The 24,947-nt window shown below is 37.3% G+C and carries 22 protein-coding genes and 2 pseudogenes; 16 read left to right on the top strand and 8 right to left on the bottom strand.

Annotated elements, in window-relative coordinates:
* Positions 1-19 precede the first annotated feature (19 nt).
* The 15 genes and pseudogenes from COO03_RS13120 to addA form a co-directional block, all read left to right on the top strand.
* Positions 20-211, top strand: a complete 192-nt coding sequence (locus COO03_RS13120; protein WP_087955552.1) for a hypothetical protein — start codon at positions 20-22, stop codon at positions 209-211.
* A gap of 62 nt (positions 212-273) precedes the next feature.
* Positions 274-609, top strand: a complete 336-nt coding sequence (locus COO03_RS13115) for a hypothetical protein (protein WP_087955553.1) — start codon at positions 274-276, stop codon at positions 607-609.
* A gap of 335 nt (positions 610-944) precedes the next feature.
* Positions 945-1,745, top strand: coding sequence for a CPBP family intramembrane glutamic endopeptidase (locus COO03_RS13110; protein WP_000130117.1), 801 nt, complete (start codon positions 945-947; stop codon positions 1,743-1,745).
* 838 nt (positions 1,746-2,583) lie between these two features.
* Positions 2,584-3,213, top strand: coding sequence for an S-layer homology domain-containing protein (locus tag COO03_RS13105; protein WP_230322508.1), 630 nt, complete (start codon positions 2,584-2,586; stop codon positions 3,211-3,213).
* A gap of 242 nt (positions 3,214-3,455) precedes the next feature.
* Complete coding sequence (gene aceB, locus COO03_RS13100; RefSeq protein WP_097897601.1) at positions 3,456-5,045, top strand: malate synthase A; 1,590 nt, start codon at positions 3,456-3,458, stop codon at positions 5,043-5,045.
* Between the two features lie 22 nt (positions 5,046-5,067).
* Positions 5,068-6,345: an isocitrate lyase gene (aceA, locus tag COO03_RS13095; RefSeq protein ID WP_097897635.1), complete on the top strand. Its 1,278-nt coding sequence runs from the start codon at positions 5,068-5,070 to the stop codon at positions 6,343-6,345.
* A gap of 385 nt (positions 6,346-6,730) precedes the next feature.
* Positions 6,731-6,934: a cold-shock protein gene (locus COO03_RS13090; protein WP_097897600.1), complete on the top strand. Its 204-nt coding sequence runs from the start codon at positions 6,731-6,733 to the stop codon at positions 6,932-6,934.
* 366 nt (positions 6,935-7,300) lie between these two features.
* A complete protein-coding gene (locus COO03_RS13085; RefSeq protein WP_255257297.1) occupies positions 7,301-7,588 on the top strand; it encodes a YjdJ family protein in 288 nt (95 codons plus the stop codon).
* Between the two features lie 272 nt (positions 7,589-7,860).
* Positions 7,861-8,445 (top strand): competence protein ComK, encoded by a 585-nt coding sequence (locus COO03_RS13080; protein ID WP_097897598.1) that lies wholly within the window; start codon positions 7,861-7,863, stop codon positions 8,443-8,445.
* A gap of 218 nt (positions 8,446-8,663) precedes the next feature.
* Positions 8,664-9,257: a TVP38/TMEM64 family protein gene (locus COO03_RS13075; protein ID WP_097897597.1), complete on the top strand. Its 594-nt coding sequence runs from the start codon at positions 8,664-8,666 to the stop codon at positions 9,255-9,257.
* A gap of 57 nt (positions 9,258-9,314) precedes the next feature.
* Positions 9,315-9,878, top strand: coding sequence for a signal peptidase I (gene lepB, locus COO03_RS13070; protein WP_097897596.1), 564 nt, complete (start codon positions 9,315-9,317; stop codon positions 9,876-9,878).
* Between the two features lie 127 nt (positions 9,879-10,005).
* On the top strand, positions 10,006-13,521 hold the full coding sequence (addB, locus tag COO03_RS13065; RefSeq protein ID WP_097897595.1) for a helicase-exonuclease AddAB subunit AddB: 3,516 nt from the start codon (positions 10,006-10,008) through the stop codon (positions 13,519-13,521).
* Positions 13,518-14,864 (top strand): annotated as a pseudogene (locus COO03_RS13060) (UvrD-helicase domain-containing protein); the annotation flags it as partial. The gene addB and the pseudogene COO03_RS13060, both read left to right, overlap by 4 nt.
* A 591-nt stretch (positions 14,865-15,455) precedes the next feature.
* Positions 15,456-17,273 (top strand): group II intron reverse transcriptase/maturase, encoded by a 1,818-nt coding sequence (gene ltrA, locus COO03_RS13055; protein WP_097897634.1) that lies wholly within the window; start codon positions 15,456-15,458, stop codon positions 17,271-17,273.
* 110 nt (positions 17,274-17,383) lie between these two features.
* Positions 17,384-19,771 (top strand): annotated as a pseudogene (addA, locus tag COO03_RS13050) (helicase-exonuclease AddAB subunit AddA); the annotation flags it as partial.
* A gap of 94 nt (positions 19,772-19,865) precedes the next feature.
* Here the strand turns inward: addA and COO03_RS13045 are convergent.
* The 7 genes from COO03_RS13045 to COO03_RS13015 all read right to left on the bottom strand — a co-directional run bounded on the left by COO03_RS13045 (position 19,866) and on the right by COO03_RS13015 (position 22,380).
* Positions 19,866-20,081, bottom strand: a complete 216-nt coding sequence (locus tag COO03_RS13045) for a spore germination protein (RefSeq protein WP_141523246.1) — start codon at positions 20,079-20,081, stop codon at positions 19,866-19,868.
* 229 nt (positions 20,082-20,310) lie between these two features.
* On the bottom strand, positions 20,311-20,697 hold the full coding sequence (locus tag COO03_RS13040) for a spore germination protein GerPE (protein WP_097897593.1): 387 nt from the start codon (positions 20,695-20,697) through the stop codon (positions 20,311-20,313).
* A 9-nt stretch (positions 20,698-20,706) separates the two neighbouring features.
* Entirely contained in the window at positions 20,707-20,895 is a 189-nt protein-coding gene (locus tag COO03_RS13035; protein ID WP_097897592.1) for a spore gernimation protein GerPD, read from the bottom strand.
* Positions 20,896-20,901: 6 nt separating this feature from the next.
* Positions 20,902-21,522, bottom strand: a complete 621-nt coding sequence (locus COO03_RS13030; protein ID WP_097897591.1) for a spore germination protein GerPC — start codon at positions 21,520-21,522, stop codon at positions 20,902-20,904.
* Positions 21,523-21,589: 67 nt separating this feature from the next.
* A complete protein-coding gene (locus tag COO03_RS13025) occupies positions 21,590-21,796 on the bottom strand; it encodes a spore germination protein GerPB (protein ID WP_097897590.1) in 207 nt (68 codons plus the stop codon).
* A gap of 16 nt (positions 21,797-21,812) precedes the next feature.
* Positions 21,813-22,034, bottom strand: coding sequence for a spore germination protein GerPA (gene gerPA, locus COO03_RS13020; RefSeq protein ID WP_097897589.1), 222 nt, complete (start codon positions 22,032-22,034; stop codon positions 21,813-21,815).
* 166 nt (positions 22,035-22,200) lie between these two features.
* Positions 22,201-22,380, bottom strand: a complete 180-nt coding sequence (locus tag COO03_RS13015) for an aspartyl-phosphate phosphatase Spo0E family protein (RefSeq protein ID WP_097897588.1) — start codon at positions 22,378-22,380, stop codon at positions 22,201-22,203.
* A gap of 249 nt (positions 22,381-22,629) precedes the next feature.
* Here COO03_RS13015 and COO03_RS13010 point away from each other — a divergent pair, with 249 nt between their 5' ends.
* Positions 22,630-23,532, top strand: a complete 903-nt coding sequence (locus tag COO03_RS13010) for a fumarylacetoacetate hydrolase family protein (RefSeq protein ID WP_141523247.1) — start codon at positions 22,630-22,632, stop codon at positions 23,530-23,532.
* Between the two features lie 75 nt (positions 23,533-23,607).
* On the opposite strand, the gene rocD is transcribed toward COO03_RS13010, so the two are convergent.
* Positions 23,608-24,798: an ornithine aminotransferase gene (gene rocD / locus COO03_RS13005; RefSeq protein WP_097897586.1), complete on the bottom strand. Its 1,191-nt coding sequence runs from the start codon at positions 24,796-24,798 to the stop codon at positions 23,608-23,610.
* Between the last annotated feature and the right edge of the window lie 149 nt (positions 24,799-24,947).

Here is a 24,947-nt window from a genome sequence, read left to right as displayed (position 1 = left end):
AAATGGAGGTGCATGTAGCATGGTAAAGAAAACAGGTTGGACCTATCTCATTGGTTTATTATCATTAGGAATCCTCGCAATAATCGTGGCAAATACTGCTAAGTTGATTCCGAATCATGTTGTTTCCTCGAAAATCTTTATTGTTGCAATTATCATTGGATTCGGAGCCAATTTAACGGGGCTTTACTTACTTAAAAAAAACAAATTGTAAGAACCGATAACCCCTTTCTCCAAACGAGAGGGATTTGCTGTGTAATGGAAGGGGATTCGATTATGGTGAGAATAAATGCTTGGAATATTGCTCCATTTATTATGGCAATTATTGGATTTATATTCAGCCTAAAATTTCAAGATATGGCGTATTGGGAGCGAAATGAAACAAGAGTAGTAGGTACATTCAGTATCGCATGGTTTTGGATTGGAGTAGGCTTAACATATGCCTGTACCATTACATCAATTATTCTTGTATTCTTACAGACCAAAAATATACAGCGGGGTACAATGAGTAATGTTTTGAGGTCTATTAATTTACTCATAGTCACTATAACGCTGATTTGGACAACATTTGTTGTCATAGCAGGGTCTTCTTGTAGAGTGATAATAAAGTAGTTTAATTTACAATAAAGTCCTTTAAGAAATAATAAAGTTGTTTAATTCCCTATAGAGCTAACGGAGCAGTCTAGTTTAATAAGTTGGGAAGTAATGCTTAACTACTTGATAAAGCATGAGCTAATGAAGTACCGGAAAAATAACTGTACCACGAAATAGTGCCATAATTGGGGCTTAGAAACAAGTCGATAAATTAGAATTTGTAATGGAGATTATTTATATTTTGTGCGGAGCGCAACTTTGAATTGGCAGAAAGCAAACATTAGGTGATAAAAGTCAAAGCGTCCATCCGTTAAAATTTAATGTATACATTTAAAATGTGAGGTGAAGAAATCATGACAGACAAAAAAATCACAGTACAATTTACGATGCTGACATTTTGCATAGCCTATCTTGTGTCAGGTGCTTTGATTGCTCTTGGGCAATTCGGATATTCGGTTCACAATTGGGTTCACTCGTTACAGCAATTCGGGATGAATATCCCCTTTGCAATCTATATTTTGTCGCCCGCTATTGCTTCATATATCGTTCTGAAGAAAAATAACAAAATAGCCGGTTTCAAGGAATGGTTGAGAACTGTTTTTTATGCCAAAAATAGCATATCTCTCTATTTGTTCGTTGTTGCAGGACTTGCACTGTATTTTTTGATACATATTGCAGTTTCAGGCCACACGGAAATGGTGCTTCCATTTTATACGTTCTTCCTTTCCCTGCTTGGTAATCTTATTATCGGTGGCTTGGAGGAAGCTGGCTGGATGTACATATTGCAGCCTGAACTTGACAAAAAATACGGTTTTGTCTTGTCTTCTGTTTTTGTTGGAATCATTTGGATTTTATGGCATATCCCTCTCTTCTTCATTCCGGGGACGAATCACGGAGAGGGACTCATTAACTTTTGGATGTTTGCAGTTCAACTCATTGCGTTTCGGTTTTTCAACGGGGCAATCTACAAAATATCAGGAAAAGGCCGTGTGTTTATGTGCGTATTATTCCACACCATGTTCAATGCGGCATCCCCCATCTTCGGCACCATGACTATGACTTGGGCAGGAACCATTGCCGCAAATGCTGTGATTGTTCTTGTTTCAATTGTAACCGTTGTGATATACGACAAAAAGAACAGGCGAATAGTATAAGCATAATCCGTGTTCGCCAAATTCCAGTTTGTTGAATAGCCGTTTATATAAACGAAACGTCTTTGCAGGAGTGGCGAAGCCACGACTACATGAACAGCCCCCATTATCTAACAGGGGCGCAAATTCACCTATAATTCCCCTTTCTGAAAGAAATGTGATTAACATCAATGTGTAAGATTGTGAAATGTTGTACTTAAAGTAACAGGTGCTTTAGTTGAAAAAAATTAAACAACTTTATTATCACTCTACACTTCTGGAATGTAAAAACAACTTCCGGTAACGAGAATTATGTAACCTACTAATGATAGCCTATTGAGGTATCTTTTTTTGTTGTATGTATATTAGAAGCATAAGTTTGCCGCAAGCTAAAGGAAGCATAAATTGACCAAAACGGCCATCTTATGCTTCTTTTCACAATAAGTGAAATTTTAATTCAGTGGTGGCATTTGTTTTTTATAAATAGTTTAATAGAAAGATAAAATGATATAAGGGAAAATATATAAGTTCATTTTAACTTTTCGACATCTAACTCCCTGCGATGCAGAATAAAAAGTAACCTCCACTCGTTTGCTCTTTCTGTTTTTACTTCGCATNNCTCCCACTTAAAAAGAGGGGGTTTATGTCTTAAATGTATATATAGTGTGTTTCTATCCCTCTGTAAAGGTTGTTTTTGCTTGAAATAACTGTTTTACATTAGCTGTATTATCAAGCAGGTGAACAAAACATCATGTGTAATATGGTTCATAAAGTTGTCACTTCAAGAGCGAATATGTATATTGTTTCTTCTTTATCAATTCTTTATAGTAAAACAAAATACATATTCAAAGGAGCAAGTTTAGTGAACAAAAAGGTTTTAAAGGTAGTAACATCATTAACAATTATGGGCGGCGTTTTATTCAGTGCAGAAAGTGCTGCTGTAAAGGCTGAAACAAATTCAGTTGAATTCAAGGATGTTCCGCAAGGGCACTGGGCATTCGAGGCGATTGATAGTTTAGCGAATGTAGGAATTATTGCAGGTTATGGAAATGGAATATTTGGTATGGGGGACGATGTAACGCGTGAACAAGTAGCTGCATTAATTTCCCGTACTTTTCAGCTAGAAGAACAAGATGAATACGAAAATCCATACGGAGATATCAATGAAAATTCGACAATGTTTCCTAAGGAAATATTAGCTTTAACTGAGCTAGGGATTTTCCAAGGCGATGAGCATGGAAACTTTAGACCGAAAGATACGTTAACACGTGCAGAAATGGCACAAGTTATTACGAAAGCCTTTGAACTAGATGTGAAGGCTCCGCATAATTTCAACGATGTGCCAGACAATTCATGGGCAAAAGATGCGATTAGTGCCGTACAATCGAACAATATTGCATCAGGAGTTGGAGAAGGGAAATTCGCTCCAAATATGAAAGTAACGCGTGAACAGTATGCACAGTTTTTACATAATACACTTTTGAATGTTTAACCTCAAGAATAAAAAAGAAAATATAATTTGTAATGAGTAGTGGAATGAAACAAACAGACCGGTGTTGTATAACACCGGTTTTTTGTATGAAATAAAGTTTAAAAGAATAAGAGAAAGCAAGGCTTCGTGAAAAAATAAGTTGAATTTTCAAAAAATAACTTCCTTTTCTGAAAATTTGTTATATAATATAAATCATAAAATGAAATCTGTTATAAAACAGTTTAAGAAAAGGAGATGCTAATATGTCAACGCAAACTTCACGGGTGACACTCGTTGGAGAATTATTACCATCGTATGGAGAAATTTTGACACCGGAAGCGCTCGCTTTTTTGAAAGAGTTGCATGAGAATTTCAATGAGCGCCGTTTACATTTACTGCAAAGACGAGCGGAAAAACAAAAAAGAATTGATGCAGGGGAGTTTCCTAGCTTTTTACCGGAAACATCACATATACGCGAAGAAGATTGGACGATTGCCCCGCTTCCAGGAGATTTAGAGGATCGGCGTGTCGAAATCACAGGGCCAGTAGATAGAAAGATGGTAATTAATGCTTTAAATTCGGGAGCGCATCTTTTTATGGCAGACTTTGAAGATTCTAATTCTCCAACGTGGAAAAATATAATAGAAGGTCAGATTAACTTAAGAGATGCTGTTAGGGGAACGATTTCATACGAGAACGCAAGCGGAAAGGAATATCGCCTTGACAGTAAAACAGCTGTACTTGTCGTGCGCCCGCGTGGATGGCATTTAGAGGAAAAACATATGCAAGTTAGTGGAGAGAAGATGTCAGGGAGCCTTGTAGATTTTGGCTTGTACTTTTTCCATAATGCAAAAACATTGTTAGAGAAAGGAAGCGGGCCATATTTTTACTTACCGAAAATAGAAAGCTATTTAGAAGCTAGATTGTGGAATGATGTTTTCGTGTTTGCTCAGAAGTATATCGGAATTCCAAATGGAACGATTAAAGCGACTGTATTGTTAGAGACAATTCATGCTTCTTTTGAAATGGATGAAATTTTATATGAGTTACGTGACCATTCGGCTGGTTTAAATTGTGGACGCTGGGATTATATTTTTAGTTTTTTAAAAAGCTTTCGTAATCATAATACATTTTTACTTCCAGACAGGGCGCAAGTTACGATGACAGCGCCGTTTATGCGCGCGTATTCTTTGAAAGTCATTCAAACTTGTCATCGCCGTAATGCACCAGCAATTGGAGGAATGGCAGCGCAAATTCCAATTAAAAATGATCCCGAGGCAAATGAAATTGCTTTTGAAAAAGTGCGTGCTGATAAGGAACGTGAGGCTTTAGATGGACATGATGGGACTTGGGTTGCTCACCCGGGCCTTGTACCGGTTGCAATGGAAGTATTTGATCACATTATGAAAACATCGAATCAAATCTTTAGGAAACGTGAAGAAATTCATGTGACAGAAAAGGATTTGTTAGAAGTACCGGTGGGAACGATTACAGAAGATGGCCTTCGTATGAATATTAGCGTGGGTATTCAATATATTGCATCGTGGTTAAGCGGCCGAGGTGCAGCACCTATTTATAATTTGATGGAGGATGCAGCAACGGCAGAAATTTCACGAGCGCAAGTTTGGCAATGGATTCGTCATGAGGGCGGGAAGCTGAATGATGGACGTAAGATTACATTTGCTTTAGTAGAAGAATTTAAAGTGGAAGAATTAGCGAAAATAGAACGAGAGGTTGGTAGAGAACAATTTGAGAAAGGGAGATTCTTAGAAGCAACAAAGCTCTTTACTGATCTAGTTCGCAATGATGAGTTTGAAACATTTTTAACATTACCAGGTTATGAAATTTTATAAAAAAGAAAAGGGGATGGAAGAAATGAAAAACGAAAGAATTCAGCAATTACAAGAAAATTGGGAGTTAGATGAGCGTTGGAAAGGGGTAACACGTCCTTATTCTGCTGAAGATGTTATTCGTCTTCGAGGATCTATTGATATTGAACATACATTAGCGCGCCGCGGTGCGGAGAAACTTTGGCAATCGCTTCATACAGAGGACTACATTAATGCGCTTGGTGCATTAACAGGAAATCAAGCAATGCAGCAAGTGAAAGCAGGTTTAAAAGCAATTTATTTAAGTGGTTGGCAAGTAGCTGCTGATGCCAATTTATCTGGACATATGTATCCGGACCAAAGTTTATATCCAGCGAACAGTGTGCCGGCTGTTGTAAAAAGAATTAATCAAACATTGCAACGTGCAGATCAAATTCAGCATATGGAAGGCAGCGGTGATATAGATTATTTCGTACCGATTGTTGCAGATGCTGAAGCTGGATTTGGCGGTCAATTAAACGTATTTGAATTAATGAAAGGAATGATTGAAGCAGGGGCATCAGGTGTGCATTTTGAAGATCAGTTGTCTTCAGAAAAGAAATGTGGGCATTTAGGTGGAAAAGTATTACTACCAACGCAAACAGCGGTACGTAATTTAATTTCTGCCCGTTTAGCTGCGGATGTAATGGGCACGCCGACAGTAATTGTAGCAAGAACAGATGCAGATGCAGCAGATTTAATTACGAGCGACATCGATCCAGTTGATCAAAAATTTATTACAGGAGAAAGAACGCCGGAAGGTTTTTATCGTACAAAAGCGGGACTCGATCAAGCGATTGCGCGCGGCTTAGCATATGCACCGTACGCAGATCTTGTTTGGTGTGAAACATCTGAGCCAAATTTAGAAGATGCGAAACGCTTTGCGGAAGCAATTCATGAGAAGTATCCAGGAAAGTTACTTGCATATAACTGTTCACCGTCGTTTAACTGGAAACAAAAATTAGATGAAAAAACGATTGCAAACTTCCAAAAAGAAATCGCATCATATGGTTACAAATTCCAGTTTGTAACACTTGCAGGATTCCATGCGTTAAATTACGGCATGTTTGAATTAGCACGCGGTTACAAAGAACGTGGTATGGCAGCGTATTCTGAATTACAACAGGCCGAATTTGCAGCAGAAGAGTATGGCTACTCTGCTACGCGTCATCAACGCGAAGTCGGAACAGGTTACTTTGATGAAGTAGCACAAGTGATTACAGGTGGGACTTCATCTACGACAGCGCTGAAAGGTTCTACGGAAGAAGCGCAGTTTACGAAATAAGTAAGGAAGCGGGTGCCCTTTAAGGGTACCTGTTTTTATTTTGTATGTATTCTGCTATTTGAGGTGCAAATCAAGGAAAAGAAGATAATTGTCTGTAAAAGCCCCGTTGGTGAAAGTTTTTATTAGGAAGGGATGCGTTACTTTATGAGGAATACCAAAAATTAGAAAATTTCATTTTCGGAAAAATATTGTACATTCTATTTTAAATATGCTATGATGAACTCAGTTGAATAACTAAATCAAGCAATCCATATATTATCAAGTGCTGAAAACGAACGAGAAAAAGTATGTGAAAACTGTTTTATGTTTCGTATTTGATAATGTGTGGATTCTTTTTTTATGTATGAAAACTAAAAAAATTCTATTTTCTTAGGAGGAAATAATAATGACAGTAACAGGACAAGTAAAATGGTTTAACAACGACAAAGGTTTCGGTTTCATCGAAGTTCCAGGCGGAAACGATGTATTCGTTCACTTCTCTGCAATCACAACTGAAGGTTTCAAATCTTTAGAAGAAGGCGAAAAAGTTAGCTTCGAAATCGAAGATGGCAACCGCGGACCTCAAGCTAAAAACGTTGTAAAATTATAATTTTATAGTATATGATGAAAAAAAGGATGGCTTAAGCCATCCTTTTTTTTGTACTAATTTCTAACTATATAAACATAGGTAGTAACTATTCAGCCACTCCTGTGATTTAGCTGTTTAATATTTTCATCTTGCAGTTTACCTCTTGAAATTCCTGTTAATGCTAGATATATCAACAACAGGAGGTGAAGTGTATGATTTTAATTTTTCGACATCTAAATCCCTGCTATGCAGAAGAAAAAGTAGCCTACACTCGCTTGTTCTTTCTGTCTTTACTTCGCATGTGGCAGAAATAAGCCCTGACCGCTTCTATGTATGGCCAGATGCTCTCTCCCACCTAAAAAGCGGGGTTTTATGTCGGTTTTTTAATTGACGTATATAGGTAGTTCATTTATGTTATTTATTGTTTCAACTTTAGTAAGCTGGTATCAAGGTAGTAATTTAATAGACTATCCTGATGAATGGAAATATACTGCGAAATTTACAAATTACTTCAAAGGATCGGTGTCAAATTATCAAGATATTTATCAAATAGATTTTTTTATATATGCCGCTAAATTTTATCCTTTATCCATAATACTTATGTTGGCAAGTTTTTTTCACATGATGATATTAATTGTTTACATTATATTCAAAAAAACAAATAATAAAATATAAAGAAAAAATGGTAGTATCTCCTTGTAAAAGTTCACTATGTTACAAATGTTTCAAAAAAGCAAAAAGGTATTTTTTCATAGTGATATATAGGTTTAAGCTAGAACAATAAAGTGCTTTTATTTAGATATTTTTATGAAGAAATGTGATGGGAATTTAAAGTTTTATAAGAAAATGTAAAACATTTGAAAAATTTCAATTATTTTATTTTGAACATGATACAATTATTCATGCAGCTGCTAATGTGAATTAAAAAATGAAGGAGTGAATATAGCATGGGTGACAGAGCTGAACGCTATGTCGAAAACTATGTCGTAAACAAGAAAACTATGGCCTTACTCCCAGTTATTTTAGGTGAAAAAAGCATTGTGACACGAGTGATTGAGGTAGAAGATTCTTTTTTTATGTTTCAAAAGCCTCTTGATATTGTAGAACGAAGCTGCCGCAAGCATGGATCTAGTTTTTTAGGAAGAAAAGAAGGTACAAAAGAGTTGACACGTATTACGCACAAAGCACCCATTGCAATTAGTCCGACAGATCAACTGTATTTCTTTCCTACGTATTCTTATTCTAGAAAGGAATGCGCGTGGTTATCCCATTTTCATATCGTAAGTAATAGAGAACTAGCAGACGGTAATCTTATTATTCGATTTATTAATGGGCTTGCGGTGAAATTAGAAATGTCAAAGAGTAGTTTTGAAAATCAGCAAAATCGTACTGCAAAATTGCGGACAGAATATGAGGATCGAAAAGATAAACAGGGGAGTCTTCGGTTTAAAGAAGTAGCTAAAGAAGATGAATCTAGATTGAAGCCTGCTTATGAAAAAGTGTATGTTGTGAAAGAAGATGACGATGACTAGTAAGTAAAAAGGATGGAGAACCATCCTTTTTTCATTTCTTAACATGTAATATTCTGTCAAATAATGATAGATTATCACACAATAATAATGAAGGATTTCTACATAAAGGTATGGAAAATAAATAAATACATCTCCATATGTCGTATTTGCCATTTCCTCTTTTTGCTAAGCGGTGATAAAGTAGGGATAGTAATGATAGTAAAGGGGTAAATCGTAGAATGGATTTTCAAACAATCAAAGAGTACTTCTCAGTAGAAAACATGGATCATCTTGTCGAGAGTTACCGAGCGTTTGGACCGATTCTTGGTATTGGATTACCAATGGTAGAGGCGCTTATCCCAGCATTGCCGCTCATAGTGTTTGTAATGGCAAATGCCGTTGCATTTGGTTTATGGCTTGGTTTTTTCTATTCATGGTTCGGCTCAGTTCTTGGTGCGTTAATTGTTTTTTTTGTTATTCGTCGTTTTGGTCGGAGTCGCTTTTTTTCCTTTTTAAATAAACATGCGAAAGTACGAAGTGCAATGGGATGGATTGAAAGAAAAGGATTCGCGCCTATTTTTGTACTATTTTGTTTTCCGTTTACGCCGTCTGCACTTATTAATGTAGTCGCTGGTTTATCGCGTATTAGTATAAAACAATTTGGATTAGCGTTAGCATTCGGGAAACTAGTAATGATTTTTATTCTAAGTTATATCGGCCATGATTTAACTTCTTTTATCCATAATCCTGTGAAAACAGTTGTTGTCATAGGTGTTATCTTTATTTTATGGTATATCGGTAAGAAAATTGAAGTGAAATTAGAACTGCATTAAGACTAGACTTCACTGTAAATACATCTTCATTATCGAAAAAGGTGAGGGGAGAGGCAGATGAAGCGAGCTTTGAGAAAAGAAAGCCTAGAGTGGATGAGAACAATCTTTATAGGTGTGCTATTAGCTGTTTTTTTTCGAACGTTTTTCTTCTCAACGTATGTTGTAGAGGGGAAGTCAATGATGCCGACACTTCAAGATGGGAATATGCTTGTTGTCAATAAAGTTAGCTATCAAGTCGGGGAATTGAACAGATTTGATGTTGTTGTATTTCATGCGAATAAACAAGAAGATTATGTAAAGCGAATTATTGGTTTACCAGGCGATCAAATTGAATATAAGCATGATAAGCTGTATGTAAATGGAAAGTTTATGGATGAACCTTATTTGGAAACATATAAGCAGCAAGCGGAAGGGCATCAGCTGACGGGAGATTTTACGCTAGAAGAATTAACGAGAGAAAAGGTTGTGCCAAAGGGATATATTTTTGTACTTGGTGATAACCGCCTCGGTAGCTGGGATAGTAGACAGTTTGGTTTTGTGAAAGCAGATACTGTTGTCGGTAAAGTAGATTTACGATATTGGCCGATTCGTGATTTGCAAACGAATTTTTCAAAAGGTTAATGAAATGATGTATCCTAACGTAGGAAATAAAAAGACAAGCAGCCGCTGTTTGTCTTTTTTATTGTCCTATAATAAAATGATAATAGCAAACTAACGTTCGTTATGTGAATGAAAGGTGGGGAATTGCATGTCACTTCGATTTGTAATTGGTAGAGCTGGAAGTGGAAAAAGCACGCTTTGTTTACATGAAGTGCAAACAGAGTTAAAGCAGCGCCCAAGAGGTAAAACAATCTTATATCTTGTGCCAGAGCAAATGACATTCCAAGCGCAACAAGCGTTAATAGGAAGTGAAGATGTAAGAGGTTCTATTCGGGCACAAGTTTTTAGTTTTTCAAGGTTAGCGTGGAAGGTTTTGCAAGAAGTGGGTGGTGCAAGTCGTCTTCATATTGATGAAGCGGGTGTGCATATGTTACTTCGCAAAATTGTAGAGTCGCGTAAAGATGGACTATCCGTGTTTCAAAAAGCAGCAGAGCAAAACGGTTTCTTTGAACACCTTGGTAGCATGATTGCGGAGTTTAAACGTTATAACGTGACGCCATCTAACGTATATGAAATGTGGCAACAATTAGATGCGCACAGCAGTAGTGCAGAGCAAAAACTACTAGCGAATAAAGTATACGATCTTCAGCTTTTATATGATGATTTTGAACGAGCTTTAATTGGAAAATATTTAGATTCAGAAGATTATTTACAGTTGCTTGTAGAAAAACTTCCGCAGTCTGACTATGTAAATGGTGCGGAAATTTATATAGATGGATTCCATTCATTTTCTCCTCAAGAGCTAGAAATTGTTAGAGGATTAATGAGATTAGGGACTAGAGTAACAATAACATTAACGATAGATGAAAAAACGTTAGCACAGCCAGTAAATGAGCTCGATTTATTTTATGAAACGACGTTAACGTATGAAAAAGTAAAACAAGTAGCACGTGAAGAGAAAATAGAAATTGAAAAAACGGTTCCACTTATGGAACAGCCGCGGTTTCATTCTCCGGCATTAGCGCATTTAGAAACGCATTACGAAGCACGTCCAAATGAAAAGTTTCACGGAGAAGCGAGTGTAACGATCAGTACAGCAGCTAATTTACGAGCTGAAGTAGAAGGCGTTGCACGTGAAATTCGAAGACTTGTAGCGGATGAAGATTATCGTTACCGAGATATCGCAGTACTTCTTCGTAACGGAGAAAGTTATTACGATGTATTGCGAACATTATTTATGGATTATAGCATCCCGCATTTCATCGATGAAAAACGCCCGATGTCACACCATCCGTTAGTAGAATGCATTCGTTCTGCATTAGAAATTATTAGCGGAAATTGGCGCTATGATGCGGTGTTTCGCTGCATTAAAACAGAACTTTTATATCCACTAGACGTAAGAAAAGAAGCGATGCGTGAAGAGATGGATGAGTTTGAAAACTACTGTTTAGCATACGGTGTACAAGGAAAGAGGTGGACTTCTGAGGAGCCGTGGATGTATCGACGTTACCGTTCTCTTGATGATACAAGCGGGACAATAACAGATAGTGAACGTGAAATGGAAGAGAAAATAAATCGACTTCGTGACGTTGTAAGAACGCCAGTTATTCGCATGCAAAAAAGACTGAAGCGTGCCGGAACAGTTATGCAAATGTGCGAAGCTGTGTACTTATTTTTAGAGGAGCTTGACGTTCCGAAAAAACTAGAGGAATTACGTATTCGTGCAGAAGAAAGTGGAGATTTCTTATTTGCGACAGACCATGAGCAAGTATGGGAAGAAGTGATGAGTCTTCTTGATACGTTCGTTGAGATGCTTGGTGAAGAGAAAATGTCACTCGCTATGTTTACGGACGTAATGTCGACAGGTCTTGAAGCGCTTCAATTCGCAAACATTCCGCCGTCGTTAGATCAAGTATTAGTTGCCAATATCGATCGTTCTAGATTATCAGATATTAAAGCGACATTCATTATTGGAGTAAATGAAGGGGTGATTCCAGCAGCACCTATGGATGAAGGCATGCTTTCTGATGAAGAAAGAGATATTCTTAGCGCTGCAGGTATCGAATTAGCACCAACAACGAGACAAACTTTATTAGAAGAACAGTTCGTCATGTACCAAATGGTGACGAGAGCATCTGAGAAATTATACATTTCTTGTCCACTTGCAGATGAAGAAGGAAAGACGTTACTTGCTTCTAGCTTTATTAAGAAAATAAAAAGAATGTTCCCTGATGTGAAAGAATCGTTTATAACGAATGACGTAAATGACTTATCTCGTTCGGAACAAATCTCATACGTAGCAACGCCAGAAGTGACGTTATCATATGTAATGCAGCAACTGCAAACGTGGAAGCGATACGGATTTGAAGGCAATTTAGATTTTTGGTGGGACGTATATAACTTCTACGTTACTTCAGATGAATGGAAGCAAAAAAGTAGCCGTGTATTATCAAGTCTGTTTTACCGAAATCGTGCACAGAAGTTAAGCACATCTGTAAGTATAGATTTATATGGAGATAAAATAAAAGGAAGCGTCTCTCGTATGGAATTATTTAATCGCTGTGCGTACGCTCATTTTGCGCAGCACGGTTTATCGCTAAGAGAGCGTGATATTTTCAAACTTGATGCGCCAGATATTGGTGAACTATTCCATGCAGCCCTGAAGAGAATTGCAGACAAGCTATTACGTGAAAACCGTACGTGGGCGGATTTATCAATAAAAGAGTGTGAGCATCTTTCTGTTTTAGTAATAGAAGAAATTGCGCCGTTACTACAAAGACAAATTTTATTAAGTTCAAACCGTCATTTCTATTTAAAACAAAAACTACAACAAATCATTTTCCGTACTTCGCTTATTCTTCGTGAACACGCGAAGTCGAGTGGCTTTGTACCAGTTGATTTAGAAGTGCCGTTCGGTATGGGCGGTACTGGATCACTTCCGCCAATGGAATTCGCGTTGCCAAATGGTGTGAAGATGGAAGTTGTTGGCCGTATTGATCGTGTTGATAAGGCGGAAGATGAGAGCGGAACGTTCCTTCGTATTATTGATTATAAATCAAGTTCGAAAGCGTTAGACTTAACGGAAGTGTATTACGGATTAGCACTTCAAATGTTAACGTATTTAGATGTCGTTATTTCAAATGCGAATACGTGGATGAAAAAGGGTGGTACTGCATCACCTGCGGGCGTACTGTACTTCCATATTCATAACCCGATCGTTGAGATGAAAGGTGACGCATCTGAAGAAGAAATTGAAAAAGAAATTTTAAAGAAATTTAAAATGAAAGGGCTCGTGCTAGGAGATGCTGATGTTGTTCGTTTAATGGATAACAAACTTACAACAGGAAGCTCTGATATTATTTCTGCTGGGTTGAAAAAAGACGGTAGTTTTAGTGCGCGTTCTAGCATTGCAAGTGAGCAAGAGTTTAACGTACTTCAAAAATATGTACACCATACGTTTGAAAATATCGGGAAAGACATTACAGAAGGTGTTATCGATATTGCGCCGTATAAAATGGGGAATAAAGCGGCATGTACGTTCTGTAACTTCAAATCTGTTTGTCAATTTGATGAGTCACTTGAAGATAATCAATTCCGTACGTTAAAAGATATGAAAGATAGTGAAGCGATGGAGAAAATAAGAGAGGAGATTGGCGGAGAATGATAGAAAATTGGCCTGAAAAACCAGAAGGTAGTCAATGGACAGATGATCAGTGGAAAGCAGTTGTAGCGAACGGACGTGATATTTTAGTTGCAGCCGCAGCTGGATCAGGGAAAACAGCGGTACTAGTTGAACGTATTATTAAAAAGATTATTAACGAGGAAAATCCAGTCGATGTCGACCGCCTGCTCGTTGTAACATTTACGAATGCAGCGGCGCAAGAGATGAAAAACCGAATTGGGGAAGCGTTAGAAAAAGTATTAATTGATGAGCCAGGCTCACAGCATATAAGAAAACAGCTTAGCTTATTAAATAAAGCTTCCATTTCAACTATCCACTCATTTTGTTTACAAGTGATTAGAGGATATTATTACATGCTTGATGTCGATCCTCGCTTCCGCATTGCGAATCAAACAGAAAATGAGTTATTAAAAGAAGAAGTACTAGATGACATATTAGAAGAAGAGTATGGAATAGAAGATAATACGATATTCTTTGAACTTGTTGATCGTTATACGAGCGATCGTAGCGATGATGACTTACAACGTATGATTTTAGCGCTTCATACAGAATCAAGAGCACACCCAAATCCAGAGAAGTGGCTTGATAAATTAGTAGAAGCATATGACATTGAAGGAAAAACGATAGAAGATTTAGTGTACGCTTCTTACTTATTAGAAGATGTAAAATTCCAGCTTGACACAGCGGAAGGGCATATTCGTAAAGCGATGGAACTTGCGATGCTTCCTGACGGTCCAGCACCGCGCGTTGAAACTTTACAAACAGATTTAGCTTTACTTAAAACGTTATCAAGCGCAGCTCGTGAATCGTGGACAAGCGTTTATGAAGCGATGCAAAATGTATCTTGGCAAACGTTAAAGCGTATTAAGAAAAGTGATTATAACGAAGATGTTGTAAAACAAGTAGATTCTCTTCGTAATAAAGCGAAAGATGAAGTGAAGAAATTACAAGAAGAACTATTTAGCCGTAGGCCAGAAAGTTTCTTGCGGGATTTCCAAGATATGCATCCTGTATTAGAAAAACTCGTTCAGCTTGTAAAAGTATTTACAGATCGTTTCCAAGCTATTAAGCGAGATAAAGGAATGGTCGACTTTACAGATTTAGAGCATTTCTGTTTACAAATTTTAAGCGAGCAAAGTGAAGAAGGTGAAATGAAGCCATCAGCAGTAGCTTTACAATATCGTAATAAATTTGCTGAAGTACTAGTCGATGAATATCAAGATACGAACTTCGTACAAGAATCGATTATTAAATTCGTAACGAAAGATTCTGAGAGTGAAGGAAACTTGTTCATGGTTGGTGACGTGAAGCAGTCGATCGTGCGCCCATAAGGGTGTTGCATATTTCACCATTAGGCGGTGAATTAACTACAGAAACGGTTAAAATACCAGCCGACTTATCTCTGCGGGAAACCAAAGAGGGAGTGTAGCATGTCGGGAAAGTCACGAGTTAACCTAAACGGAAAGGTTACGACTGAGTGGCAAGGTATAAAAGATGAGTATGAGGAAGAAGGCTAAACTGCTTGAAGAACAGTCTGAGCGGGGCAATGTTTCCCGTCTAGGAAACCGTTTGAAACCTAGAATCTGTCCTGCTTTACGTCATAAATAGAGACGTTAAAGCATGGGGAAGCGTACTAGATTGATGCGCTGACCTAGTTTCTGAATGAATAGGATGGACGCACCCATAGATATGGGAAAAGGATGAACGTTCTTTCCGACAACTTATCGAGCCTGTATGCAACATACTAAATGGGGATTACCTAAGTTGGAACGCCAATAAAGGCTATGTACAAAGGTACTGAATATCCAATATGGTAACGGAGTCCTCGTAGTAGTCCGAGATGGGGAAAGCCCATTACATGGCGAAGGGGGACAGCTTACAAAGTATAAACAATGATGAAAGGAGCGAAATGCTCTATGCAAAATTCGGAAGTTGTATTATACAATCTATCCAAACAAGCTAACAAGGAAAATTGCCGTTATGACAGGTTGTACAGAAGCATGTACAACAAAGAGTTCTATATGAAAGCCTATACAAAGATATACAAAAATAAAGGTAGTGCGACAAAAGGAATAGATGAAGAAACGGCAGATGGTTTTGGAGATGAAAAGATAGAGTCCATTATCTCTTCATTGAAGGATGAAACGTATCAGCCAAAACCAGTAAGAAGAGTAAATATCCCAAAGAGTAATGGTCAAACAAGACCACTTGGTATCCCAACTTTCACCGACAGAATCGTTCAAGAAGTATGCAGGATGATACTAGAGGCAATATACGAACCAACATTTTCAGAGTTCTCTCATGGTTTTAGAGAAAAACATAGTTGTCACTCGGCTCTTATTCAAATCAAAAATACGTTTACTGCGGTCAACTGGTTTATCGAAGGGGACATAAAAGGATTCTTCGATAACATAAACCATCATGTGCTCATCAATATACTTCGCAAGAAGATAAGTGATGAACGCTTTATTCGGCTCATATGGAAATTCCTAAGAGCGGGGTATCTGGAAGATTGGAGGTACAACAACACATATAGTGGAACACCACAAGGTGGGATTGTTAGTCCAATCTTAGCGAATATATATCTGAATGAGCTTGATCATTTCGTGATAAATGAACTGAAACAAAATTTTGACCAAGGAAAGCCAAAGAAGCGTAAACGTAATACGGAATATCGTAAATATGATATGAGAAACCAAAGACTCAAGAAAAAAATTGATATGACAAGTGATAAAGCAATGAGAGAAATGATGATACAGGAATATAAGGAGAACAAGAAGAAGCGTCTAAACCTGTCCTACTACGAACCTAATAATGAGGAGTATAAAAGTCTTAAATATGTAAGGTATGCAGATGACTTCCTCATAGGGGTAAATGGGAGCAAGGAAGATTGTCAACACATAAAAAGTGTGATTAGCAAGTTCCTAAGTGAGAAACTTGAACTAGAAATGTCGGAAGAAAAGACTCTTATTACACATAGTACAAAATCCGCAAAATTTTTAGGATACGACATTAGTATAAGTCGTGATTTAGCGGTAGCAAAAGACAAGAACAATGTGGCAAAAAGAACGTATCGTGGTTACGTACAACTACGGATACCAAAAGGAACGATAGAAAGAGTCATTGTGGATAGAAAGATGGTCAAAGATATCGATGCGAAGCAATGGGATATGCTTCACAGACCGAGACTTCTAGGTCTATCAGATTTAGAAATAGTGGAAACTTACAATGCCGAGTTAAGAGGTTTATATAATTACTATTCCTTAGCTGAAAATGTATCAAAAAAAATGTGGCAGTTAAGATACGTCATGGAATATAGCTGTTTGAAAACACTCGCCAATAAATACAAATCCACAGTTGCCAAGATGAAAACAAAATACAAACAAGGCAAGTACTGGGGGATAAAGTATCAAACGAAACATGGAGAAAGAATAGCTTATTTCTATAAAGACGGTTTTACTAAACGAAAAGTTAGCCACAAAAAAGATATTGATACAAAACCTAACCTTTATGTATATCAAGGGAAAACAGATTTAGAACAAAGATTGAATGCAAAAGAATGTGAACTCTGTGGAGATAATCATCCTGATACGAAATTTGAAATTCATCATATCAATAAGGTGAAAAACTTAAAAGGTAAAACATATTGGGAAATGATGATGATCGCAAAGCAGAGAAAAACATTAGTCGTATGTAAGAAATGTCATAACGAAATTCATAAAACGAGAGGATAGATATTTGTAAGTGGAGAGCCGTATACTCTGAGAGGAGTACGTACGGTTCGGGGGGGAGTGTCTGGAAACCTACTGTAGAGATACAGAAAGGCGCTGGACGCTTACCCTACTATCGTTTCCGACTAGCAGAGCCAGGCCTATTCTTAGGAAAATATAAACGCTTTACACCAGAAGGATTAGACGGCGGAATGAAGATTGATTTAGCGAAAAACTTCCGTAGCCGTCATGAAGTACTAGCAGGTACGAACTTTATTTTCAAACAAATTATGGGCGAAGAAGTTGGGGAGATTGACTATGACGCTGACGCTGAATTAAAGCTAGGTGCTAGCTATCCAGAAGGTGAAGATGTAGCGGCTGAACTATTATGCATTCAGCAAACTGAAGAAGAAGTAATAGACGGAGAAGAAGGTGCAGAAGTAGAAAAAGCACAGCTAGAAGCTCGTCTTATGGCGCAGCGCATTAAAGCGATGGTTGATTCAGGTTATGAAGTGTATGACCGTAAAACGGATAGTATGCGCCCGGTACAATACCGTGATTTCGTTATTTTACTTCGCTCCATGCCGTGGGCTCCGCAAATTATGGAAGAGTTAAAGTTACAAGGAATTCCGGTATATGCTGATCTTGCGACTGGTTATTTTGAAGCGACAGAAGTAAATATTATGATGAATGTATTTCGTGTTATTGATAATCCGATGCAAGATATTCCGCTCGCAGCTGTACTTCGTTCACCGATTGTTGGACTAAATGACGAAGAACTTGCAACGCTTCGTGCTCATGGAAAGAAAGGCTCGTTTTATGAAGTGATGCGTTCATTCTTAAAAGGAGCACCACTTGAAGAAGAGAAGGAACTGCATGAAAAACTAGAGTGGTTTTATAACTTACTTCAAGGATGGCGCGAATTTGCACGTCAACAGTCTCTTTCTGATTTAATTTGGAAAGTATATCGTGAGACAGGTTATTATGATTTCGTTGGCGGTCTTCCAGCTGGCAAGCAAAGACAGGCTAATTTACGCGTATTATATGATCGGGCAAGACAGTATGAAGCAACATCTTTCCGCGGATTATTCCGTTTCTTACGTTTTATTGAACGTATTTTAGAGCGCGGTGATGATATGGGAACTGCAAGAGCGCTTGGTGAGCAAGAAGATGTTGTTCGGATTATGACGATTCATAAAAGTAAAGGTTTAGAGTTTCCGGTTGTATTTGTGGCAGGACTTGGTCGTCGTTTTAATACGCAAGATTTAATGAAGCGTTTCTTGTTACACAAAGATTTTGGCTTTGGTTCGCAATTTATTGATCCGCGTAAAAGAATTAAATATACAACGCTATCGCAATTAGCGATTAAACGTAAGATGAAGATGGAACTGATTGCAGAGGAGATGCGCGTATTATATGTTGCTTTAACACGTGCGAAAGAAAAGTTGATTTTAATCGGTACGGTGAAAGATAAAGAGAAAGAAATGGAGAAATGGCTGGATGCTAGGGAACATACAGATTGGTTATTACCAGATTACGTCCGTGCTGGGGCATCTTGCTATTTAGATTGGATTGCACCGTCACTATACAGGCATCGAGATAGTGAAATACTTCTAGAATTAGGTCAAGGAACAATTCCAGATGAAATTTATGAATATAATGCGAGTTGGAAAGTAGAAGTTGTTGATGGAAAGAGTCTACTTGCACCAGAACCAGTGCAAGAAGAAAAGCAAGAACTATTAGAAGCACTTCGTGAGCAAATCCCCGTTCCACTAGAGAGTGAACGAAAAGAAGAGGTATACGATCGGTTAACGTGGGAATACGAATACGAAGAAACAACAGTCCACCGTGCCAAGCAGTCTGTTACGGAGATAAAGCGAAATTATCAATCGGAAGACGGAAGTGACAACGCCTTTATTAAAAAACTTCGAGCGCCTATAAAAACGCGTCCGCGCTTTATGGAGAAAAAAGGATTAACGTATGCTGAGCGTGGAACAGCTGTCCATGCCGTTATGCAACATGTGGACTTGAAGAAACCAATTACAGCAGAAATCATTCAGGAACAAATTGCAGAAATGGTAAATAAAGAATTACTAACATTTGAACAAGCAGAAGAAATAGCGATCGACCGCATTGTAGACTTTTTTGATACGGAGATTGGAAAAAGGGTATTAGCAGCGAAAAGTGTAGAACGTGAAGTTCCATTTACGATGATGCTTTCAGCAGAAGAAGCGTATCAAAATTGGCAGGAGAAAAGCGGAGAATCTGTGCTTGTCCAAGGGGTTATTGACTGCATGATAGAAGAGGAAGATGGGATTGTATTAATTGATTTCAAAACCGATACAATAGAAGGACGTTTTCCAGGTGGATATGAACAGGCAAGACCTATTTTAGAAGATCGATATAAAGTGCAACTTTCATTATACGCAAAAGCGTTAGAAAAGAGTTTACATCATCCTGTAAAGGAAAAGTATTTATATTTCTTTGATGGTAATCACATACTGCGTGTGGATGAAGTATAAGAAGAATGAATTTGCTTGCAGCTGATGAACACTTCTGCCTGCAAATAGCGGGATAAAAAATGAAAAGAGTAGGAGGGCGGCCCTTCTACTCTTTTTACACTGTTCCAATTTGATTTTGATCTGCAACATCTGCGTCAAATGTATTCGTTGCGCTGACACCGTTGAAAGTATTGATGACAAAAGCAACATTTGATGCTCCTGAACCATTATAGGATTTTGTATTTTCTTTTGGAGAGACGTTATAAAAATCACCTAAATTAAAAGAACCGTTACTGTTTTGGACGATAAGGTTGCCAACAATGGATGGCATAAACATTCACCTACTTCACTGGCCTTCTTTAAAATTACTATATAAATCCATTTTCATTTTTCGACATCTAAATCCCTGCTGTGCAAAATAAGAAGTAACCTACACTCGTTTGCTCCTTCTGTTTTTCCTTCGCATGTGGCAGAAAAAGGCCCTGACCGCTTCTATGCATGGCCAGATGTTCTCTCCCACCTAAAAAGAGAGGGTTTATATGATGTATATAATATATGAGTTACTCTAAAGAAGGGTCATTTGTAATGTATTGGCGGATTTGCATAATACGAGAATTGCTAAATCCATAGTCGACAGAGCCAATTTGAACGTAACCTGAATTTAAAAGAGATCGTATGAGAATATCATCTACTTCAATAAAGGGGCATTCATTTACAATATTCAACTTGACATCAGTCGACCGTTTTGGGATTGTAATGTATTCATCTGTAAAGATTTCAAAAGCCTCAAAAGGCCCTTCATCTTTTAAATAATAAGGAAATTCTCGATGAACAGTAAGTATTCTGCTTTTTAGATCTATTTGATTTGCATCACCAACTTGAACTACGCTGCTAATCCCCATAGAAATGATGGAAACATTGTGGACAACTGAAATATGACGGAACATAACTTAGCCTCAGCCAGTGGGAAGAGACGTTACAAGGGGTACAAATGCCCCTTGGACAACAGATTCAAATGGTGTATCGAGAATAGCAGAAAGAATAAGAAGGTTGGCATCACCAATTAATACAAGTGCGGAGGAGGAGACTCCATTCGTTTTAATCTGCCCAACTTTTATTTCACGATTTATAACGTTTAAATTCATACATACTTACTCCTTTCGGAAGTTACCTGGTATGTGTTGAATAAAGGAAAGGAATGCTTTATCAATATCTTGCTTCATTGCTTGAATAATTACATCTTGTAAATACTGCGGATTAGATGTAATGTCATCATAAGGCTGTACTTGTGATAAATAATAAGGAAGTCGATGCTCCATTTGTTTTTTTATGTCATCAATCATCATTTGTCGATACATATCATCAAGTGGTGTTCTTTCTTCTCTTTCAAAATGAAGAATCCGGTTATATGCCTCTTCATCTAAATAGCGGTGCATCTCTTGAATGATGCCTTGATAAAAATCGGGAGCTGTTTCTGGCGCTGTCTCTGGATTGACATGTAATGTTTCTGTATCTACTTGAAAATCTTCAATTTGTTGTCCTTTCGTTGCGAATGGATTTAAGCCGATATTTAACGTACCATTTAAATTTTCAACTTTTAGTTGGTCGAATTTGTATTCGACTCTTCCTATAGAAGAGGAGGGACGGCTTTTTAGTTCATCAAGCTCTTCTTTTAACATACGTATTTGATCTTCTAAAGCGCGGATTGTTTCTTGTTGTTGTTGAAGAACTTGTTGGAATTGGTGTAAGTAAGTGTATATATCTTGATTCACTGAATGAAACCTCCTTTTCGATAGGGAGGGTGTATGCTGATATATATATTTTTATGATAAGGAGAGCTTAAGAAGAACCAGATGTTGGCTTAATCGAAATAATTTGTCCTTTTGCTGTAAGAGGGCGAAGGGGTGCTGTGAATCCACCAGTGTTTGAAAACTTAGATAGTGCTTTAATACTTCCTGCTGTTCCAATTTGAAAAACAGAAGATGTTGTAATATTTTCTATTTTAATTTTGTTAATGATAATACTTTGCTGTACATAAAAGTTCACAGTGTAATCGCCTCCTTTAGTTAGAACCGATTATAGCTTGATCGACTACGTCTGAATCATTGACAGTTGTTGAATTTTGATAGTTGTATACAGAAATATTATCTCCAACATTAAAAGAACCAGCTCCTGCAAAAGCGCGAGAATAACTAATCGGTCTAATTGCAAATACATCTCCAATATGAAAAATCCCACTCGATCCAATATTGACGATACGAATATGTCCAACCATCGCTGGCATAGAAAACACCTTTCATAAATAAAATTTTATTTTGTTATCAACGGTGAATCATAGAACATATATATTCTATACAATAAGAATAGGGAGGAAATATAAGTCTTCGTTTCTATTATTGTATGGGCGTTTTCAATAAAATGTGTCTTTTTTTTAATAAAAGATGCACATTTCATTGTGTGTGTTTGTTCATAGTACAAGCGGTGGGGAAATCTCCTTGCATAAGCCAAACAATATTTAAGAGCCTGTCTAGTTCTTGGCTACAATGCACTGTTTTTTGAGAAGTTATTCCATAACGTTTAGCAAAATAGATCATTTTTTTGCGTTTTTTTTCAATTACTTGCTCGAACATAGAATCGGCTCCATCTCTTTATAGATTTTTTAGTATAGTATATATGTGTAGTACATATTATACAAAAATTCCATAAAAAAGAAATGGCTTCGATAAAAAAAGCAAAAATTCTACAATTTATTTTACAAATAAATAGAGAACAAACACAAAAGGTAAAAAATACTGTAAAAATTACAATGTATTAGAAGGTTTTTTTCTCGGTAATGCGAATACAATTACATTGTATGAGTTTTAGGATGGAGAGTGGAAATATTGCGGTTAGTGACAGTGAAGAAAGATGAGAAAGTGTTTATTGGTGTTGTGGATGAGAATGAACAAACGGTGTTGCATATAAGGGAAGCACAGCGGCAAAAAGGTGAAAAGATTACAATTCCAATTACAATGCTAGAATGTATTGAGAAAGGGAATGCCTTTATTGAAAAAGTAAATGAAATTGTAAATTGGGCAAACGAAAATAAAACAACGGCTTATTATCCGTTAACAGAAGTCAAAATATTGGCACCTATTCCAAGACCCAGAAAGAATATTCTTTGCGTTGGAAAAAACTATCGTGATCATGCGATAGAAATGGGTGGAGAGGAGTCTATTCCGAAAGATATCATGATTTTTACAAAGGCGCCAACAACTGTCGTTGGGGATGGTGAGAAAATTAACAGTCATCCGCATGCAACGAATGAACTAGATTATGAAGGTGAACTAGCGGTTGTCATTGGAAAACGAGGGAAACAAATTCCGAAAGAGAAAGCGTTTGACCATATTTTTGGTTATACAGTTATAAATGATATAACTGCGCGAGATATTCAAAGGAAGCATAAACAATTTTTCTTAGGAAAAAGTTTCGATACATTTTGTCCAATGGGTCCGTATTTAGTTCATAAGACATCAATGGAAACCCCGAATCAATTAAATATTGAAACAAGGGTGAACGGAGAAATTAGGCAAATTTCAAATACTGCAAATATGATCTTTTCTATAGAAGATATTATTTCTACTATAAGTAAGGGGATGACCCTAGAGCCAGGGGACATTATTGCAACAGGGACACCAGCTGGTGTTGGAAAAGGCTTTAAACCGCCGAAGTTTCTGCACGCTGGTGATGAGATTACGGTAACAGTACAGCATATTGGAACGCTCCGAAATATAGTGAAATAGTATTTTAAACATGTGGAATGAGGTTTATAAAATATTTCATAGAACAAGCTGCCTTTTGAAGGCAGCTTGTTTATGTTAGGATAATACAGCTTTAATTTTTTGGAATGCCCACTCTAAATCTTCTTCAGAAATAACAAGAGGTGGCGCGATACGTATTACATTTTCGTGTGTTTCCTTACATAACAGGCCTGCTTCTTTTAGCTTTTCACAGTACGGACGAGCTGGCTCGTTTAATTCAATTCCGATAAATAGCCCTTTACCACGAATTTCTGTAATCATTGGATTATTGATTTCTTTTAATTGTCCTACTAACTTTTCTCCTAATTGAAGAGAACGTTCTGTTAATTTTTCGTCTAATAATACGTCAAGAGCTGCGATAGAAACAGCACATGCAAGTGGATTACCACCAAATGTAGAACCGTGAGAACCTGGTTCGAATACTCCTAAAATATCTCGGTTTGCTGCAACACAAGAGATTGGGAATACGCCGCCGCCTAATGCTTTACCAAGTATGTACATGTCAGGAATTACGTTATCCCAATCACATGCAAATAATTTACCAGTACGACCTAAACCAGTTTGGATTTCATCAGCTACAAATAAAACATTTTCTTTCTTACATACATCATATGCTTCTTGTAAGAAACCAGCTGGTGGAATGTTAATGCCAGCTTCCCCTTGAATTGGCTCTAAAATAAATGCTGCTGTATTTGGTGTAATGGCAGCTTTTAATGCTTCTAAATCACCGTAAGGGATTACAATAATACCAGGAAGCATTGGGCCAAAACCGCGTTTATAATCTTCGCTAGATGACATAGAAACAGCGCCCATTGTACGGCCGTGGAAGTTATCCTCACAAACGATAATTTCAGCTCTATTTTCTTCTACTTTTTTCACATCATATGCCCAGCGGCGTGCTGTTTTGATAGCGGTTTCAACAGCTTCCGCACCTGTATTCATTGGAAGTACCATATCTTTATGAGTTAATTTCGCTACTTTTTCGTACCAAGGACCTAATTGATCGCTATGGAAGGCACGAGAAGTTAACGTAACACGGTTTGCTTGTTCAATTAAAGCGTTAATAATTTTAGGGTGACGGTGACCTTGGTTTACCGCAGAGTATGCACTCAGTAAGTCCATATAGCGATTTCCTTCAGGATCTTCTACCCAAACACCTTCCGCTTTAGAAATTACGATTGGAAGTGGATGGTAGTTATTTGCACCGTATGTGTCTGTTAGTTCGATAATGTCTTTTGTTTGAATCATGATTGTTCCCCCTTTTGTTATTGCAAGAAGTTTGTAAATACTCTAAATATTATATCATTTAAGTTGGAAAAAGCGAAACATTTCCTAAAAAAGAAATGAACATGTTATCATATAAAGTGAAAAAGTGTGAAAAAAGGAGGGAGAGGTAC

The sequence above is a fragment of the Bacillus sp. AFS098217 genome (genome assembly GCF_002551815.1).
In the GTDB taxonomy this organism is placed as follows: Bacteria; Bacillota; Bacilli; order Bacillales; family Bacillaceae_G; genus Bacillus_A.
This window is presented reverse-complemented; position numbering and strand designations above follow the sequence as displayed.

Coding starts and splice junctions, on each gene's coding strand:
- COO03_RS13120 (WP_087955552.1), top strand. CDS start 20: ATGGTAAAGAAAACAGGTTGGACCTATCTCATTGGTTTATTATCATTA.
- COO03_RS13115 (WP_087955553.1), top strand. CDS start 274: ATGGTGAGAATAAATGCTTGGAATATTGCTCCATTTATTATGGCAATT.
- COO03_RS13110 (WP_000130117.1), top strand. CDS start 945: ATGACAGACAAAAAAATCACAGTACAATTTACGATGCTGACATTTTGC.
- aceB (WP_097897601.1), top strand. CDS start 3,456: ATGTCAACGCAAACTTCACGGGTGACACTCGTTGGAGAATTATTACCA.
- aceA (WP_097897635.1), top strand. CDS start 5,068: ATGAAAAACGAAAGAATTCAGCAATTACAAGAAAATTGGGAGTTAGAT.
- COO03_RS13090 (WP_097897600.1), top strand. CDS start 6,731: ATGACAGTAACAGGACAAGTAAAATGGTTTAACAACGACAAAGGTTTC.
- COO03_RS13080 (WP_097897598.1), top strand. CDS start 7,861: ATGGGTGACAGAGCTGAACGCTATGTCGAAAACTATGTCGTAAACAAG.
- COO03_RS13075 (WP_097897597.1), top strand. CDS start 8,664: ATGGATTTTCAAACAATCAAAGAGTACTTCTCAGTAGAAAACATGGAT.
- lepB (WP_097897596.1), top strand. CDS start 9,315: ATGAAGCGAGCTTTGAGAAAAGAAAGCCTAGAGTGGATGAGAACAATC.
- addB (WP_097897595.1), top strand. CDS start 10,006: ATGTCACTTCGATTTGTAATTGGTAGAGCTGGAAGTGGAAAAAGCACG.
- ltrA (WP_097897634.1), top strand. CDS start 15,456: ATGCAAAATTCGGAAGTTGTATTATACAATCTATCCAAACAAGCTAAC.
- COO03_RS13045 (WP_141523246.1), bottom strand. CDS start 20,081: ATGCCATCCATTGTTGGCAACCTTATCGTCCAAAACAGTAACGGTTCT.
- COO03_RS13040 (WP_097897593.1), bottom strand. CDS start 20,697: ATGTTCCGTCATATTTCAGTTGTCCACAATGTTTCCATCATTTCTATG.
- COO03_RS13035 (WP_097897592.1), bottom strand. CDS start 20,895: ATGAATTTAAACGTTATAAATCGTGAAATAAAAGTTGGGCAGATTAAA.
- gerPA (WP_097897589.1), bottom strand. CDS start 22,034: ATGCCAGCGATGGTTGGACATATTCGTATCGTCAATATTGGATCGAGT.
- COO03_RS13015 (WP_097897588.1), bottom strand. CDS start 22,380: ATGTTCGAGCAAGTAATTGAAAAAAAACGCAAAAAAATGATCTATTTT.
- rocD (WP_097897586.1), bottom strand. CDS start 24,798: ATGATTCAAACAAAAGACATTATCGAACTAACAGACACATACGGTGCA.